The organism is Brevundimonas sp. UBA4553 (genome assembly GCF_002387245.1).
Lineage (GTDB): Bacteria > Pseudomonadota > Alphaproteobacteria > Caulobacterales > Caulobacteraceae > Brevundimonas.
The window spans coordinates 1-14505 of the sequence record NZ_DGLD01000004.1 but is presented as its reverse complement, the minus strand read 5'-3'; the positions used below and the strand labels follow the sequence as shown (position 1 = coordinate 14505).

General features: G+C 64.9%; 14 protein-coding genes. 4 read left to right on the top strand and 10 right to left on the bottom strand.

Annotation, left to right across the window (positions count from 1 at the left end; all coding sequences use genetic code 11):
- Positions 1-9 precede the first annotated feature (9 nt).
- Positions 10-678: a hypothetical protein gene (locus B4A39_RS04235; protein WP_292033648.1), complete on the top strand. Its 669-nt coding sequence runs from the start codon at positions 10-12 to the stop codon at positions 676-678.
- Positions 679-819: 141 nt separating this feature from the next.
- Here the strand turns inward: B4A39_RS04235 and B4A39_RS04230 are convergent, their stop codons facing one another.
- The 6 genes from B4A39_RS04230 to B4A39_RS04205 all read right to left on the bottom strand — a co-directional run bounded on the left by B4A39_RS04230 (position 820) and on the right by B4A39_RS04205 (position 5767).
- The gene (locus B4A39_RS04230) at positions 820-1500 is read right to left on the bottom strand and encodes a thermonuclease family protein (protein ID WP_207826166.1); all 681 of its coding nucleotides are present in this window, start codon (positions 1498-1500) and stop codon (positions 820-822) included.
- Between the two features lie 326 nt (positions 1501-1826).
- Positions 1827-2507, bottom strand: coding sequence for a GNA1162 family protein (locus B4A39_RS04225; protein ID WP_292033642.1), 681 nt, complete (start codon positions 2505-2507; stop codon positions 1827-1829).
- Positions 2507-2872 carry a DUF4810 domain-containing protein gene (locus tag B4A39_RS04220; protein ID WP_292033640.1) on the bottom strand — a complete coding sequence of 122 codons (366 nt, stop codon included), beginning with the start codon at positions 2870-2872 and terminating at the stop codon, positions 2507-2509. Before B4A39_RS04220 ends, B4A39_RS04225 begins: the two co-directional genes overlap by 1 nt.
- Entirely contained in the window at positions 2869-3174 is a 306-nt protein-coding gene (locus B4A39_RS04215) for a hypothetical protein (protein ID WP_178823760.1), read from the bottom strand. Before B4A39_RS04215 ends, B4A39_RS04220 begins: the two co-directional genes overlap by 4 nt.
- Positions 3175-4113, bottom strand: coding sequence for a CsgG/HfaB family protein (locus tag B4A39_RS04210; RefSeq protein WP_292033635.1), 939 nt, complete (start codon positions 4111-4113; stop codon positions 3175-3177). It lies immediately after the preceding gene.
- An 82-nt stretch (positions 4114-4195) separates the two neighbouring features.
- A complete protein-coding gene (locus B4A39_RS04205; protein WP_292033632.1) occupies positions 4196-5767 on the bottom strand; it encodes a DUF2779 domain-containing protein in 1572 nt (523 codons plus the stop codon).
- Positions 5768-5924: 157 nt separating this feature from the next.
- On the opposite strand from B4A39_RS04205, the gene B4A39_RS04200 reads away from it, so the two are divergent.
- The gene (locus B4A39_RS04200; RefSeq protein ID WP_292033629.1) at positions 5925-6626 is read left to right on the top strand and encodes a hypothetical protein; all 702 of its coding nucleotides are present in this window, start codon (positions 5925-5927) and stop codon (positions 6624-6626) included.
- Between the two features lie 52 nt (positions 6627-6678).
- Here the strand turns inward: B4A39_RS04200 and B4A39_RS04195 are convergent, their stop codons facing one another.
- From B4A39_RS04195 to B4A39_RS04180, 4 genes are all read right to left on the bottom strand, one after another.
- On the bottom strand, positions 6679-7173 hold the full coding sequence (locus B4A39_RS04195; protein WP_292033627.1) for a hypothetical protein: 495 nt from the start codon (positions 7171-7173) through the stop codon (positions 6679-6681).
- A 313-nt stretch (positions 7174-7486) separates the two neighbouring features.
- Positions 7487-8380 (bottom strand): plasmid partitioning protein RepB C-terminal domain-containing protein, encoded by an 894-nt coding sequence (locus tag B4A39_RS04190; protein WP_178823766.1) that lies wholly within the window; start codon positions 8378-8380, stop codon positions 7487-7489.
- Complete coding sequence (locus B4A39_RS04185; RefSeq protein WP_178823768.1) at positions 8381-9259, bottom strand: plasmid partitioning protein RepB C-terminal domain-containing protein; 879 nt, start codon at positions 9257-9259, stop codon at positions 8381-8383.
- Positions 9256-10785 (bottom strand): recombinase family protein, encoded by a 1530-nt coding sequence (locus B4A39_RS04180; RefSeq protein ID WP_292033609.1) that lies wholly within the window; start codon positions 10783-10785, stop codon positions 9256-9258. The genes B4A39_RS04185 and B4A39_RS04180 overlap by 4 nt, the downstream gene beginning before the upstream one ends.
- A gap of 173 nt (positions 10786-10958) precedes the next feature.
- On the opposite strand from B4A39_RS04180, the gene B4A39_RS04175 reads away from it, so the two are divergent.
- A complete protein-coding gene (locus tag B4A39_RS04175; protein ID WP_255499897.1) occupies positions 10959-11264 on the top strand; it encodes a hypothetical protein in 306 nt (101 codons plus the stop codon).
- A 271-nt stretch (positions 11265-11535) separates the two neighbouring features.
- Positions 11536-14307: a M14 family metallopeptidase gene (locus tag B4A39_RS04170; protein WP_292033604.1), complete on the top strand. Its 2772-nt coding sequence runs from the start codon at positions 11536-11538 to the stop codon at positions 14305-14307.
- Positions 14308-14505: the final 198 nt, after the last annotated feature.

The following is a 14505-nucleotide window of genomic DNA, read 5'->3' as shown; positions in this document are numbered from 1 at the left end:
GAGCCTTCCATGAAGACCTCGTCCCTCCTGGCCGTCGCTGTGGCCGCCACCCTTGCGGCCTCCGGCGTCGCCTCTTCGGCCCACGCCCAACTGGGCGCACTGCGCAAGCTCGCGCCCGGCGGCGCGAGTGCCTCGGCCGGCGACCCGGACGCCTTTCTGAGCGAGACGATCGAGACCACCAAGCTGGTCATGACCTCCGCGGCGCTTCTGGCCGCCGCCGCATCGCAAGACGCCGACCGTGACGCCATCAAGGCCCGCATCACGGCCATCGAGGGGGCGTCGTCACCGCGTGACCTCCAAGCTCACAAGGCCGAGTTCGAGGCGGATGTCGCCACCGTCAACGCCAATGCCGCCGATGCGGCGGCCTGGCAGGCAAAGTACGACGCGGCCAACGCCCAACAGCGCGCCTTGATGGTCAACGCCGCCTACAACTTCACCATCGGCATGATGCGCAACGTCGCTCTGGGTCAGCAGGCGCCAAGCCTGATCAGCGGCCTGCAGTCCAACCCCATGCAGCTTACCAAGCTGGGCAGCCTGCGCGCCGCCGCCGGCCTGCTGGGCGACCAGGTCCAAGCCACGCGCTCGATGGTCGGCCCCATGCGCACCCTGCTCAGCCGCGGCGGCGTCCAAGTCCCCGCCGACGCCACCGCGTCCAGCGCCCGACCCGTCGATCTCTAAACGATCACCTCAAAAACAGACGCCGGGTCGTCCGGCGCGCATTCGCCCTGCATCAACTCCGACGTCCCAGCGTCGGAGTTTCTTTTTGCCCCACCTTTGCGGGCCCCCATGGCCCCGTGCACAGTCGCCCGAGAAGAAGGATTAGGAACGACCCGGCGCTGAAACCCACCCCGCCGCCCGGGCCTCGGCTTCCGAACAAAACCAGCGCTCGCCGGCCGTCTCGTCGATCCGCGTGCGGGCGTAAGACCGCATGCCCGGCGCATGATAGTAGCGCGCGCCCTTCGCGTTGATATTGCCCTTAATAGCGCAAGCCGGTTGGGGCGGCGCCTGTTCTGGACGGTCATTCCGGCGCGCCGCTCGCCACGCCCACGCCGGCTCGAACGTCCCAGCATGCAGGCCCCTCGCGGCCGCTCGCGCCGACGCCTCATCCCGGGCGTAGACCCCGGCGCTATAGCGCCGATAATCCAGAGCCAGACCCTGCGACACCATCCAAGCGCCGATGTCCTGACCGTCAACGGCGCACCGGGCGACGCTGCGGCCGTATTGATCCTTCTCGACCTCAACGCAGGAAACCGCGCTCTGGCCGATCCATTCGCGCAGCGCCTGACTGGCGACCTCGCCGCAGCGATAATCCTGACCGTGGCGACGACAGGTTTGGTCCTGTTCGGGCGCATCCACGCCCCAGAGCCTGATCCTCTCGCCATCGATCGTCAGGGTGTCGCCATCGACAACCATCGGCGCCGAGTCGCTCGACGTGAGCGCAGGACTGGCCCCGCACGCCGCAAGAACTAAGGCCGCAACGGCAATTATATGGGAAATCACGTATCCCGTCCCAGACCTACGGGACGTCGCTGTCCAAAACTGCATGCCTCTATCCTATCGGCGGCCGAAGACGGCGATCCAGGCTGTGGCGGTCACCAACGCCTGAAGACAATGAAATCGACGAGACGCCGTTGGACACGCTCTGGCGCTAAAGGCTCAGCCGCGCGCAGACGCATGCTGGCCTCATCACGCTCTCCTCCAGCCTGGCTTAGACGTCGCCTAAAGCCGGCAGCCAGACACGGCGAACTCAGTCGCCCCAGCCCCACGCAGGCGAAATCAAGGTTGAAACGAGCGGGCCGATCCGCATGGATCGGCCCTGCCCTTCCTTAGTTGGGGAAGGTCTTTTGATCGGCCTGATGCTGGGCCGGTAGATAGGGCCCCGCCGGCAAGCCCTGCCCCGCCACGTGGGTGGCCAAGAGGTTGGCCTGCTGGGTCAGAGGAATATAGTTGGGCTTGGCCTTTTCGACCGCCGCAGCGATCGCCTGGACCAGCAGATCAGCAAGCGGATTGCCCGAACTCGACGCCTGAGGACTGTAAGACAGAGCCTGGCTGTTAGACCACAAGGTTTCGCCCGTGCGGCAGCTCTTCAGCGTATAGTCGAACTCCACATTAGTGGAGGTCGAAATGACGATATATTGAGACTCCCACTTCTGGATCTCCACGAACATCACCGTATCGCAGCCGAACAGGCCTCCGAACTGAGAGGCGTCAGCCTGGTGCACCAAGCCGGCGTCAGACAGGCCTTCGTCGTCCAGAAGGCGTTTCACCATGTGGGCGGGGAAGACATAGTAGCCGCGCTCAGCCACCGGACGAGAAATCGTCGAGACGAAATAATCGGCCGCATCAACATTCACTGTGGAGTTGAGCGCCGGCACGACCAGAACGCTGCGAGGATTGGCCGCCCTCAGAGCCCCATAGCTCTTGGGGGTCGGCGCGGTGACGCAGGCGGAAAGCGCAGCGCAGCCGGCCAGGGCCGCCGCTGCGGCGATGAGTGTTGAACGTCGCATCAGTTGCCCCCTCCGGCCACGGCCGTCCCGCCGTCGATCTTCTGAATGATCCGATCCATGAACTGGGCCGACTCCGGGAAGCGCGTGCGCTCCTCCTGGAACAGCTTCAGCGCCGTCGCTGCGTCGCCCGCTTCCAGATGGAGATAGCCCAACTCGGCCAGCAGACCCGGCGCCACGGCGTCGCGCGCACGACCGCGCTCGATCGCCTGTTCCAGCGCCGTCTGATAGACGTCGCGTCGCTCGGGGCTTTGCGAATAGGCGTAGAGGGCCGGCTCATAGGCGCCCCATTCAAAACGGCTCGTGGGGGCGCAGGCCGCGACGGCCATGAGGGAGGCAAGGGCCGCGAGCGATACCAGGCGCCTCATGGGACCGTCACCGCGACGCGCGCGCCGGCGGACACGAAGACCGCCTGGGCGTGCAGGCGACGTCCGCCGTTTTCGATGGCTATGTCGTGACGTCCCGTGGTCAGGGGCGCGCCCGCCTCGAACTGGGCCACGGCGCCGAGATCGCGTCCATCGACGATGAGGCGCGCCTCGGGCGGGGCGTTGGTCACCACCAGCACGCCCGCCGCCGCGCCTTGGGCGACCTCGCGTTCGGCGTAGTTCTGCACGCAGCCCGTCGCCATCGCCGCGCATAGCGCAACGAGGGCCAGTGTCTTCAGTCTCATCTATTTGATCTCCGTGACCCGCAGGCCAGTGATGTCTTGAGGCAGGGCGCCGCTGACCAGACGGGCGGTCGAGCCCTCCGCGTCCGGGGCGTCGCCGAAGAAGCCCGTCAGTTCGATTTCAGCCACGACGGACCCAGGCAGGGTGATGGGCAGGCCGGATTGGGCGCTGACCACGGTCTCGCCCGGGGTCTCGACGCGGAAGCGGTCACCGACGCGCAGACCCTGGCTAGCGCCGCCGCTCACGAACACCGTCTCGCCCGATACGCGCAGGACGTCGGTGAACCAGGCCCGCTGCTGCAACTGATTGATGACATTGGTCATGGTGTCGGCGATGGCGGCGGCCACGGCGCGATCGTTCAAGGTCGAGTCATAGCCCGCACGGGTGCCGAAACCAGCGACTTCACCCGTCTCGGTCGTGGCCTCCCCCGAACCCGAGGTCGAGAAGAAGACCCGCCCCGTGCGCACATCGACGAGACGGATCTCGACCGTGGCGTTGACCGCCTGGCGACGCTGGGAGTTCAAGAAGCCCTGCTTGCCCTCGTTGCGTCGGCCCAGCTGCGTGATCGAACCCAATAGAAGGGCGTCGACGCCCACGAGATTCTGGGCCGTCGCCTCCGAAATCAGGCGCTCGGCGTTCAGCGCCGTCAGATCCGCCCGTTCGAAGACGAAGAAGTGCTGCGAGGACGTCAGGGCGTTGACCAGCATGTCGCTGGCCTGGGTCGCGATCGGATCCGCCTGACCCGGCGATTGCAGCAGGCGGCCGTAAGGCGTGCTGTTGGTGAAGCGCCCGACGGCCACGCGCCGTTTCAGACCCGCACGCTGGACGGTCTCAGCCTGTTGCGCCGACATGTCGGTCGCCAAGGCGGGCGGCGCCCAGGTTGCGCCGACCGTCAAGGCCAGCGCCGCGGATGCGACGCAAACCTTATGATAGATTGTCATTTTTAGCCCCCGAAGTAGCAATGATCGCTGTGCCATAGCACTGCTGAGAGTGGCAAGCCTTGTCAGTAACACCCCTCACCGATCATGGCCTCGCCCCCACCCCCGGCCCGTCGACCCGCCCGGCGCCGGTCAGTCGCCGCAGCAAGACGATCATCGCCTCGGTGTCGCGCTCGCAATAGGTCTCCAGCCCCGCCTTGAGTTGGTCCCGGCGCGTATTGCTCGTCTCGGCCCTGGCCGCCTCGAACCAGGCCTGCTGGGCCGCGCCGCCGTCCTTCACCTCCAGATCGTCATAGGCGAGATCAGGCGCGATCGTGGGCAGGACCGCCTTGATCGACCAACTCCCCCTCTGGTCGCGGTGATAATAGACCTCGCGCGTTACCGGCAGCAGATCCACGATCCTGGCCTCGATCTCGATCAGAGCCTGCGCCAGATCCGGGAAGGCCTCGGCCAGGTCGCGAACGCAGCGTCTTTCGAACGCGGCGTTGTAGGCGATGATCGCGCCGCAGCGCTCGGCGCCCAACTGAGCGACCAGGGCCTCGGCGCAGGCGCGCCGCGGATCTCCGCCGTCGATCGACAGGAAGCCCGTGTGAATAATCTCGCCGCCTTCGGCCTCGATGTGGCACGAGAACTGAAACGGAATCTGCTGAAACGGTCTGCAACCGACCCACCGCGGCGCGGCCGGTCCAATGGTCTCGAAATCAAGATAGGCGCGCGGCCAGGCCCACCCCTTCGTCGCCTCGATCGCCCCTTGGCGATCCAGATAGGCCTCTCCCGTCACAGTCGCTTCGCGCACGCGTTCATGCACCGCATTGGCCAGGACGCCCGGCTTGAGATCATTCAGGTCGAACAGGCCCTCCTCGGCCCAACGCGCGGCGATGGCCCTTCCAGTCCGCGGCAGCAGGCTGATGGGCCAATCGGGGTCGGGAGGATCATGGCGGGCGCAATAGCTCGAAAACTCGCAAGCGAACGGACGGGCGCAATGTTCGCCAGTACTGACATCGGGCTCATCGCCGGCGAGAACGGCCCGGGCTCTAGCGACGATCGCCTCGCGATCCGCGATCAGATCGGCCAAGAGGTCCAGGCATTCCGCATCCCGGAAAAGACCCGCGTAGTCCCCCTCGCGCTGAAGCCGGAAGCTGCTGTCGATATGGCGGATGCAGGCCGACGACACAGGCGTCCCCGACCGGGCCACCACCCACGCCTGGGTGGCCAGGTCCCCGAGATGATAGTCCTTCACCCCCGCCGAACTCTTCACCTCGGCGATCGCCCATCCGTCCCGCATAGGCAACAGCACGTCGACCCGAACCAGGACGCCGTCGTGCTCAAATGTCGCCTCGAAAATAGGCTCGGACCAGCCCTCATCGATGAGGGTGCGCGTGCGCGCCACCGCCGCGGCCAGATCAGGTTCGGCCTCGACCATCACGCCCGTAGGCCACAGGCCGCAGGCGATTTCGCCGACTTCATGGCCGGTCGCAAATCGCGCTTCAGCCCCGTCGTCGACCAGGGCCGCCTCCGGCCTGTGCTTCGACAGCCAGAGCTTACGCGGACACTGCTCGAAGGCCGCGATCTTCGATTTCGACAATCCGTAGCGACGCGCGCCGCGCACCAAAGTGACGACGCTCCCGCCAGAGACGGCGTCCATAGCCTGGTCCATGTCTTCGCCTCCCTGCCCCGGCGCCGCGCGCGCCTTCTTCCAGAGCCCAGTAGCAATACACAGATACGCCAGTTTCGGTCGCACGATTGAGCCAAAGGCTAGACGGGGCACAGAACCCGGTTACGTCACTCAGCAACCTAACGCTCAGGGGGATGATGTGACCGACGACCTTTCAACCGCGCTTCCGAACGAGCGCACTCAGCTTCTTGAAACTTGGAAACGCGTTTTCGCCAAAACGCCAAACCCCTGCGTCGCCCGCTTCCTTCAGCTTGATCGACTAGCCAAGGGCCCGACGGACAAGAAGGCGATCAGCAACGATCTTCGCAAGTTTCACGACCGGTTTGGCTGGATGGCTAAGGAAAGCTCGTCGGCCGGAAAATGCGCGGGCGCGCTCTACCGAACCCAGGCCTTCATCCAACTTCCGAGCGATGAACGCATCGGTAAAAAGCGCGGCCAAACCGTGCACATCGAGCATACCGTGCCAGTCAATGTTCTCTCGATGCGCTGGCTTGAGGTGCGCAAGGGCGGCCAAGAACAGGAACTCATGCCGACTTTTGCATGGGTGATGCACCACACCGTCGCCACAGCATTCCATCAGGACGAACGAATGTCTCTGAAGGGCGTCTCCAAATCGACAGACTGCTTCGCTGAAGGCGCGCCGGGCTTCGGCCGCCCCTTCAAACGCTACAGCGGCCTCTTTCATCAGGGCGGCCAAGTCTGGGACGTCTACAACGGCGCCTTGATCGAGCCTGACCTGTTCTCCCTCAGCGACCACTTCGCCAATGTCGTCGCCCTTGCCCAGGAGGCCGGCGCCGCCCCTCAGTTCATCGCGGCGCTCAAGGCGAGCAGTCCCGACTAGATCCAGCAGCGCCACGCGCAAAAGTCGTCCAAGGCAACGGTAGGACCATACTCTATCCCGGCGGAGCTTCGCTTCCGTTCATCGACACCCACTCGATGTTCGCTGCTGACAGCCGAGCATAGATGTCATCGCCGAAGGCCCACCCCGTCGGCATGCGCAGCCGCAAGCCAAGCTGATCCTTGCGGTCGAGTCTTGAGCACTCTTCGTTGGAGATCCGGACGATCTTCACATGATCACGGATGAAGATCGCGATCTGAGCATCTGTCGCGCCACGCTCCAGCATGTCGTGAACTTCTTTGATCACAACGAGCCGGGGGATGACGTGCTCACGCCGCCCCTGCCCGCTGAATGCACGCGAATGCCCTACCACGGTGAAATCATCGGGAAGAAGCAGCCCCTCGATCAAGCGCGTGTCCGAACTCCCCTTCTCTTCCCACAGCCCCCGGATATTCATCGCAGCGCGCAGGCATGCACGCTCATGGCGCTCTTCGAACGAGTATTCTCTTCTCATAACGCCCCCAGCGCCAAACGTGTCGGCATAGTCCACACCGCCCTGATGCGCCCCGCCAACCGGACCTGATCGTCGCGGCTCCGACTAAAATTGTGAAGACCTCGCGGCGGAATAGCTGTTGCGACAGGCGAAAAGCCAGCTGACCTGAAGCCGTAAGGGGCGGCCGAAACGCGCAGCGCCTCGCGCGCATTCCAGCCGCCTCTCATCGACAACCGACCTGATCGCGATCGGTCTAGCGGGCTCCGAACGGGTTCGCCGCCATCCCCGCCGCCATCCTCGATCCGCCCCACACGACGGCGTCTCCGATGGTCCCGGCGCTTGAAGGGTCCCGGTCCCCTGATCCCGGCGCTCAGGCCGCCGCCGGCGGCGCCTCAAGTGAAACGGCGGCGATGACGCCCCGAAAGGTCTCCAACACCTCGAGATGCCCGCTCGCCAAGAACTGTTCGATGGGCCGCCGAGACAGCAGACGCTCCAGGAAGCCCGCTGCAATCACCAGCAACAAGGCGTCGTCGCCGTAAGAGACCTCCAGCGCCTTATAGTCATGGGTCACCACCGCCAACTCACGCACCAGACGCTCTCGCTCGGCATGATCCGCGCCGGCGCCTTTCTTGTCGGCTTTGGGTTTGACTAGGTCGGCGGGACGGGTCGTGACCAAAAGGGCCTTGGCGTAGTTGGCGCTGTAATTGTTCGCCGACACCATCAGTTCCGCGACCTCCAGCTGGCGGATCGGCTTCATTTTCCGCAACTTCTGGAAGGCGTTGATCCCCACAGGCTTGTCCTTCAACAACTCCGCCACGTCGGCATGGATGCCGTTCAGCAGCTGTCGCCGCTGGCGGATCGCCGCCACATCGACGTTCAGCGCCCGCGCCAATTTTTGCATGGAGACGCCGCGGTCGATCGCGCGGACGATCATATAGTGCTCCTGGATCGGGGCGAGGCGATTGACCCGCTTGTTGTAGGTGAAGGCTTCGTCGTCCGCAGCCACTACGCACTGTGCAGCTGCTTCTCCCCTGGCCTTCAACACGCTCAAGCGAACATGGCCGTCGAGCAGGGTATAGAGGCCGTCGGCGCCCGCCTGAGCCACCACCAATGGCTCCACCACCCCGACCTCCGCGACGGACGCGGCGATCCGTTTGTATTTGGTCGACTCCATGATCGTTGACGCCAAGATCTTGGACGGCAGGAGCTTTTCCAAAGACAGCACCCTAACCCGCGTCTCAAAGGCGATCCGGACCGGCTCCATCTAGAGACGCTCCCGTCCAATGCGCGCCGCCAAGGCGGTCGGCAGGGTGTTGAAGCCTTCCGCCCGCAGGAGGGCGACGAACAGGTCATTGGCCAGGAGGTGTTGAAGGGCGCTGACGACGAAGTCGAGACGCGACTGGGTCAATCCCGCCCGCCGGACAAACGCTGTTTGGCGTTCCGTCTCACGCTGCAAAGCCCTGATCAGCGATTCCGGCGTGGCCGGCTTCGCCGGACGAGCGCCGCGGCTGCGCGGGTTCATGCCTTTCCCGCTGGTGTTGCGTTGTTCGATGATGCGGCGGATCGCCAAAACCTGATTTCCAGGGATCGCCTTGTCTTCGTAGGCCTGGGCGAGGGCCTGCTGCACATCGCCTTCTTTAGCTTGGGCGATCTCCATGGCGATGGTGTGCGGAATGACCCCGCGCTCCACCGCAGAGATCAGTTTTTCCTCTCCGTTCTCCAGCAGGAAACAGATGGCGTAGATATATTCGCGGCTGAAACCGACCTTGGCCGCAATCTCCCCATGGCTGTAGCCGCGCTCGCGCAGGGCGCCGATGGCGCGCACCAATTCCAGCGGCGTGTGCTGTCGGCGAGCCAAGTTCTCGACCAGGCTCATGACGAAACAATCGTCTTCGGCGGCGTCGATCACCACAGCGGGTATCGACTCCTGGCCAAGCGCCATGAAGGCCTCCAACCTTCCCTGCCCGCAGACGAGATCATAACGGGATCGTCCAGGCCGCTGGCTGACCGTGATCGGCTTCTTCAAACCCAACCGCTCGATGCTGGTCACGAGTTCTTGGAACACGCGTTTGTTGCGCGCTCGAGGATTAAGAACGGTGATGGCGTTCACCGGAATCATCAGGATTTCGGGAATATCACTCATGCCGCCCGCAGCTCCGTCCGTCGTGTGAGGTCGTAAAAGGCGTCCAAGGCGTCGAAACGAAAGGCGTCGAACCGCACTCCGTTTTCCGGCGACAGTTTGAGGCTGGGATCGGCGCCGCCCTCGATCCAGGGCAGAAGATAGTAGTCGCGGATTTGCTCGTTGCCGGCCTGCATCCGGACGGCGATGGTGATGTCCGGTCGCAGCCCTTGATCCAGCCGAATTTTCCATCGCAGCGCCCCGCCGGCGGTTTCGCAACACCGAGCGAGCACGATGGAGGCGGTGAACTCGGCGTTGACGGTGATCATGTCGGTGGTCTCGTCACGCGCCGCCGTTCCGCCGGCCTGCGCCACCCCGTCGATCACTTGGGCCACGATATCCGGGTGGAGTCGGCGCAGCGCGCGATTGGTTTCGATGTAGCGGAAATCCTTCGCCGGCGCGTAGCCGATCAGGGCGTAGGCGCGCACCAAGCTGCCGAAGCGCTGACGAAAGGTCGAACTCGACGCCATGTCTTCGACTTCGTCGATGACCAATCCCGACAACCAGCCCTTCTGCTCCAGGAGCGCCGACAGCTGGCCGAGCAGTTCCTCGTCGGAGAAGCGCCGACTGCGGTCCTGAATGATTCTCTGCGCCGCTTCGAAGAAGTCGGGCTCGACGATGCCTTCGAAAGCGCCGTCCTTGCGCACCCACATATCGGGCGTGTTCAAGACCCGTTTGGCCTTCAGCTTGAAGGAGCGTCGATTGTAAACGTTGTTGCCGATGTATTTTTCATTGGTCAGCACCTGGTGGACCGTCGATCGCGTCCACGGTCGCCCGAGATCGGTCATCACGCCTTCGGCGTTGAGCAGGGCGGCGATCTCGCTTTCCGAGCGTCGCTGAAGGACAAATAGCCGATAAAGGCGGCGGACCACCTCCACCTCCTGCGGCGGTCCAGGCGTTAGGACCACGCGATCCGTTTGCAGGCTCTTCTGCTCGCCGCGCGCCAGCTCCCCCTTGGGATGGCAGAGCTCATCGACCAGCTGGCGGCGCAATCCAAACCCAGCCGGTCCGCCTTGACGGAAGCCGAGGGTGATCAACCGGCACTGGCCGGCGAACACCTTGGTCGACAGCTCGCGGCTATACTCACCGGCCATCGCGCGTTTCATGCTCTTGATGATGGTGGCGCTGAGACTGCCGTCGTTCTCGAACTGCTCTGCGCAATAGTGCACCGCGATGCCGGCCTCGCGGCAGATGAACTCGTAGTAGGCGCTCTCGTCGGCGTCTTGAAACCGGCCCCACCGGCTGACGTCGTAGACGAGGATGGCGTCGAAGTCGGCGACGCCGCGGCGCACGTCGGCGATCAAGCCTTGCAGCGCGGCGCGTCCATCCAGCTTCAGGCCGCTTTTCCCCGCGTCGGCATAGGTTTTGACGATTTCAAATCCCCGCCGTGCGGCGTAGGCCGCAAGCGCTTCCGATTGGTTCTCGTGGAGTATTTTTGATGCTCGGTCGACATGCGCACGTACTGAGCCGCACGCACCAGCGTCCCGCATTCACCTCCGCACTGGTCCCTCGGTCGCTGCATCGCCCTGCCGGTCGTTCGCCGCCTTGGCGGCACGGTTGGACCGACACCGTAAGCGCCCTCCGACGTGAAAGTCGTTTCAGAAATTGGACTGAAAACTTCAGTCCAAAACAGGAAAAACTTTTCACACGGAAGAGGCGTAGGATGGAGAGCTTCTCGCAGCAGATCGCCGCGGCCATGCGGCGCGAGTGGGGGGCGACGCCCTCGGCACGGAAAGAGGTCGGACGGATCACGCGCGCCAATGAACGCGCGGTCCGCAACTGGTTCGAGGGCCGCAACGGTCCGAGCGGAGAAAACCTCGTGTCCCTCATCCGCGCCTCGGATGCCGTCTTCGAAACCGTTTTGGCCCTCTCAGGACGAAGGTCAGCCTTGTCGGGCGTTCACGTGCCGGCGCTGCGAGAGCGTTTGAAGTCACTCCTTGATCTGATCGACGAAGCCCCTTCTCGATAGATACCGCCACTTCGGCGAATTTCTTTACCGGAGGAAGCAGTCCCATGGCGCGACCTATGGGCGCCCGACGCGCGCCTTCCAGGCGCAGTTATTGTGGAGACAAGTTCGCATTAGACTGGCAGCACCGCCACCCCGCCATGCTCACGGACACAATCACCCTTCCCTTGCGATCCACGGGAATCCGGCGACGTCTGCTTCAACGCGCTTTTGCATGGCTGGCGGACAACCTCGGCTATACAGGTGGAAGTCGCAACGCGTTCCAGGAGATTGCATGACCCGAGTCACCGCCCCGTGGGCCGCCGGATTGGCCTTCCTGCTGCTTTCCGCCACCAGTCCCCTCGCCTATGAATCGGTCCTGGCCGCGCCAGCGGCAGAGACGACCGCGCCGGCGGCGGCGACGCGCATCACCTCGCCGCAGGAGGCCTTCGGCCACGCGATCGGGGCCGACTATCACCTGGTCAACTACACCCAGTGGGAAGCCTATCTGAAGACCCTGGCCAGCCAGTCGGACCGGATGAAGCTGGTCGAGATCGGCAAGTCCTCGGAAGGGCGCACTCAGTATATCGCCATCGTCTCGACGCCCGAGAACCTGGCCAACCTAGATCGCTATCAGGAGATCGCGCGTCGCCTCGCCAAGGCCGAGGGCGTGACCGAGGAGCAGGCCCGCGCCATGTCCATCGAGGGCAAGGCCGTGGTCTGGATCGACGGGGGCCTGCACGCCACCGAGACCGTCCCGCCCCAGGCCCTGATCGCCGCCGTGCATGAATGGCTGACGGCCGAGGACCCCGAGGCCCTGCGCGTTCTGAACGACACCATCATCCTGTTCGCGCCGCTGAACCCGGACGGGATGGAGCTGGTCTCCAACTGGTACATGCGCAACGAGGACCCGCTGAAGCGCGAGTTCGCCTCGATCCCGGTCCTGTACCAGAAGTACGTCGGCCACGATAACAACCGCGACTACTACCTGTCGGCCATGGCCGAGACGACCAACGTCAACCGCCAGTTCTTCCGCGAGTGGTTCCCGCAGATCATCTACAACCACCACCAGACGGCGCCCGCCGGAACCGTGGTCTTCATGCCGCCCTTCCGCGATCCGTTTAACTACAACTACGACCCCCTGGTCATGGGCACGTTGTCGGAAGTCGGCGCGGCCATGCACAGCCGTCTGATCGAAGAGGGCAAGCCTGGCTCGACCATGCGCAGCGGCGCCAGCTACTCGACCTGGAACAACGGGATGGAACGCTCCATCACCTACTTCCACAATGCGGTCGGCCTGCTGACCGAGATCACCGGCCACCCGACGCCGAGCCAGATCAGCCTGATCCCGCAGAACCAGCTGGCCCGCAACGACCTGCCCATGCCGGTCGCGCCCCAGACCTGGCGTTTCGCCCAGTCGATCGAGTACTCGCAGTCGATCAACCGCGCCGTGCTGAACTACGCCTCGCGCAACAAGGACCGGCTGCTGTTCAACATCTGGCGCATGGGCCAGAACGCCATCGACAAGGGCAATACCGACACCTGGCGCATCACGCCGACGGGGGTCGAGGCTCTGGTCGAGGCGGCGGGAGAGAACGCCACGGGCCGTCGCGGCGTCGATCCGGCTCTCTATGACAAGGTGCTGCGCGATCCGGCCCGTCGCGATCCGCGCGGCTATGTCATCCCTGCGGATCAGGCCGACCTGCCCAACGCGGTCGCCTTCCTCAACAGCCTGATCAAGACGGGCGTGGACGTGGATCGCGCCACGCGCGCCTTTACCGTGGGCGGCACGACCTATCCGGCCGGCTCCTATGTGGTGAAGACGGCCCAGGCCTATCGCCCGCACGTGCTGGACATGTTCGAGCCGCAGGATCACCCGCACGACCTGCAGTATCCGGGCGGCCCGCCCGCCCTGCCCTATGACGCCACCGGCTATACGCTGGCGTTGCAGATGGGCGTGAAGTTCGACCGCATCCTCGACGGCTTCGAAGCCCCGACCGAGCGCGTCGGCGACGTCATGGCCCCGCCCGCCGGCAAGATCGACGGTTCGGGCCGCGCCGGCTGGCTGATCGATCACGCCCCGATCAACGGCTACATCCTGTCCAACCGTCTGCTGAAGGCGGGCGTGCCGGTCTTCTGGCAGGAAGGCGAGACCCGCGCAGGCCGTCAGACGCTCGCCCCCGGCGCCCTGTGGATTCCGGCCAGCGATGCGGCGCGTCCGATCGTCGAGGCCGCCGTGCGCGATCTGGGTCTGAACGCCCACGCCGCCGCTCGCGCCCCCGAAGGCGACAGGATCACCCTGAAGCCAGTGCGCGTCGGTCTGGTCGACCGCTACGGCGGCTCGATGGCCTCAGGCTGGACCCGCTGGATGCTGGAGCAGTTCGAGTATCCGTTCGAGGTGGTCTATCCGCAGCGTCTGGACGCGGGCGATCTGGCCAAGGACTTCGACGTCCTGGTCTTCGCCTCGGACATGATCCCCGCGGACCTGTCGGCGGCCGCCCAGCGCGACCAGCCCGAGCCGGAGGCCATCCCGGCCGAGTATCGCGACTGGCTGGGCCACATCACGACCGAGAAGTCGGTGCCGCAGATCGACGCCTTCGTGCGCGGCGGCGGCAGCGTCGTCACCATCGGCTCGTCGCACCGTCTGGCCACGGCCATGGGCGCGCCGGTTCAGGACGTCCTGCTGGGCGCCGACGGCAAGGCTCCGGCCTCGACCGATTTCTTCATCCCCGGCGCGATCTTGAAGACCGAAGTCGATAATCGTCAGCCGCTGGCCTTCGGCGCCCCGGCCCAGATGAATGTCTTCTTCAACCGCAACTCGGGCTTCCGCCACACCGGCGAAACCGGCTCCATCGTCCGCTACCCGGAACAGGTCGCGGTCGCCAGCGGCTGGGCCATCGGTCCGCAGAAGCTGTCGGGTTCGGACGCCGTTCTGGACCTGCCGCACGGCGAAGGCCGGGTCATCGTTCTGGGCCCCGACGTCGTCAACCGCGCCCAGGCCCGGTCGTCGGTCCGCCTGCTGTTCAACGCCCTCTTCTACGGGCCGGCGGTCAGCGCGGAGAAATAGGACACGGCGGCGGCTTCGGGCCGCCGCTCTCTCCTCCGTCACCCCGGACGGCCCGCAGGGTCGATCCGGGGCCCAGACGCTTGATCAGGCTGGTGATACGTCAGATTCAGCGGCCTGCGTTCCGGGTTCGCTTCCACGCCCCGGAATGACGGCGGGAGAGACACAGACACCACCACCGCACAGCAAAAAGGCCGCCCC

Coding starts and splice junctions, on each gene's coding strand:
- B4A39_RS04180 (WP_292033609.1), bottom strand. CDS start 10,785: ATGCGGGACGCTGGTGCGTGCGGCTCAGTACGTGCGCATGTCGACCGA.
- B4A39_RS04215 (WP_178823760.1), bottom strand. CDS start 3,174: ATGAGACTGAAGACACTGGCCCTCGTTGCGCTATGCGCGGCGATGGCG.
- B4A39_RS04220 (WP_292033640.1), bottom strand. CDS start 2,872: ATGAGGCGCCTGGTATCGCTCGCGGCCCTTGCCTCCCTCATGGCCGTC.
- B4A39_RS04225 (WP_292033642.1), bottom strand. CDS start 2,507: ATGCGACGTTCAACACTCATCGCCGCAGCGGCGGCCCTGGCCGGCTGC.
- B4A39_RS04175 (WP_255499897.1), top strand. CDS start 10,959: ATGGAGAGCTTCTCGCAGCAGATCGCCGCGGCCATGCGGCGCGAGTGG.
- B4A39_RS04235 (WP_292033648.1), top strand. CDS start 10: ATGAAGACCTCGTCCCTCCTGGCCGTCGCTGTGGCCGCCACCCTTGCG.
- B4A39_RS04170 (WP_292033604.1), top strand. CDS start 11,536: ATGACCCGAGTCACCGCCCCGTGGGCCGCCGGATTGGCCTTCCTGCTG.
- B4A39_RS04185 (WP_178823768.1), bottom strand. CDS start 9,259: ATGAGTGATATTCCCGAAATCCTGATGATTCCGGTGAACGCCATCACC.
- B4A39_RS04205 (WP_292033632.1), bottom strand. CDS start 5,767: ATGGACCAGGCTATGGACGCCGTCTCTGGCGGGAGCGTCGTCACTTTG.
- B4A39_RS04190 (WP_178823766.1), bottom strand. CDS start 8,380: ATGGAGCCGGTCCGGATCGCCTTTGAGACGCGGGTTAGGGTGCTGTCT.
- B4A39_RS04210 (WP_292033635.1), bottom strand. CDS start 4,113: ATGACAATCTATCATAAGGTTTGCGTCGCATCCGCGGCGCTGGCCTTG.